We start from the raw sequence: 508 nt of genomic DNA on the forward strand, positions 1-508 counted from the left end.
CAATAATTGTACCCTCTGTATCCGCCGGATTAAGGTAAATTAATCTTCTACCGTGTTTATTAATTCGAAGTGTATGCTCTAACGTTCGAATGCCTTGTTCTTTCAATTCTTCTAAAGCTACATCTAAATCATCTACACGATACGCAACGTGATGAACGCCTTTACCTTTTTGTTTTATAAATCGCGCTATTGGAGAAGTTGTATTATTCGTCGGTGCAAGTAATTCAATTCTATCACCATCTACTTCAAGAATGGCTACTTCACTTTCGACACCTGGTGCTTCACTTACGTATCGATCTATTAAAGTTCCTAACAAAACTTTTTCATAAAAACGTATCGTACTATCTATATCACGAACTGCAATCCCGATATGATCAATTGTTTTTTTCATTTTATTTCCCCTATTACTTTATTTTTTCTATCATTATCAATAGTAACAAAAAAAGTTATAGAAACAAATAAAATGTACCCTATAGAATAGACACTGAAAAAAAAGTCTATTCTATAG

Annotated in this window: 1 protein-coding gene; it reads right to left on the reverse strand. The window is 32.5% G+C overall.

Annotated features, from left to right (window positions below; all coding sequences use genetic code 11):
* The coding region (locus AC1DJR_RS33150; RefSeq protein ID WP_477004586.1) for a VOC family protein at positions 1 to 391 on the reverse strand (391 nt) is incomplete at its 3' end.
* Positions 392 to 508: the final 117 nt, after the last annotated feature.

The organism is Bacillus sp. 05T31 (genome assembly GCF_056396725.1).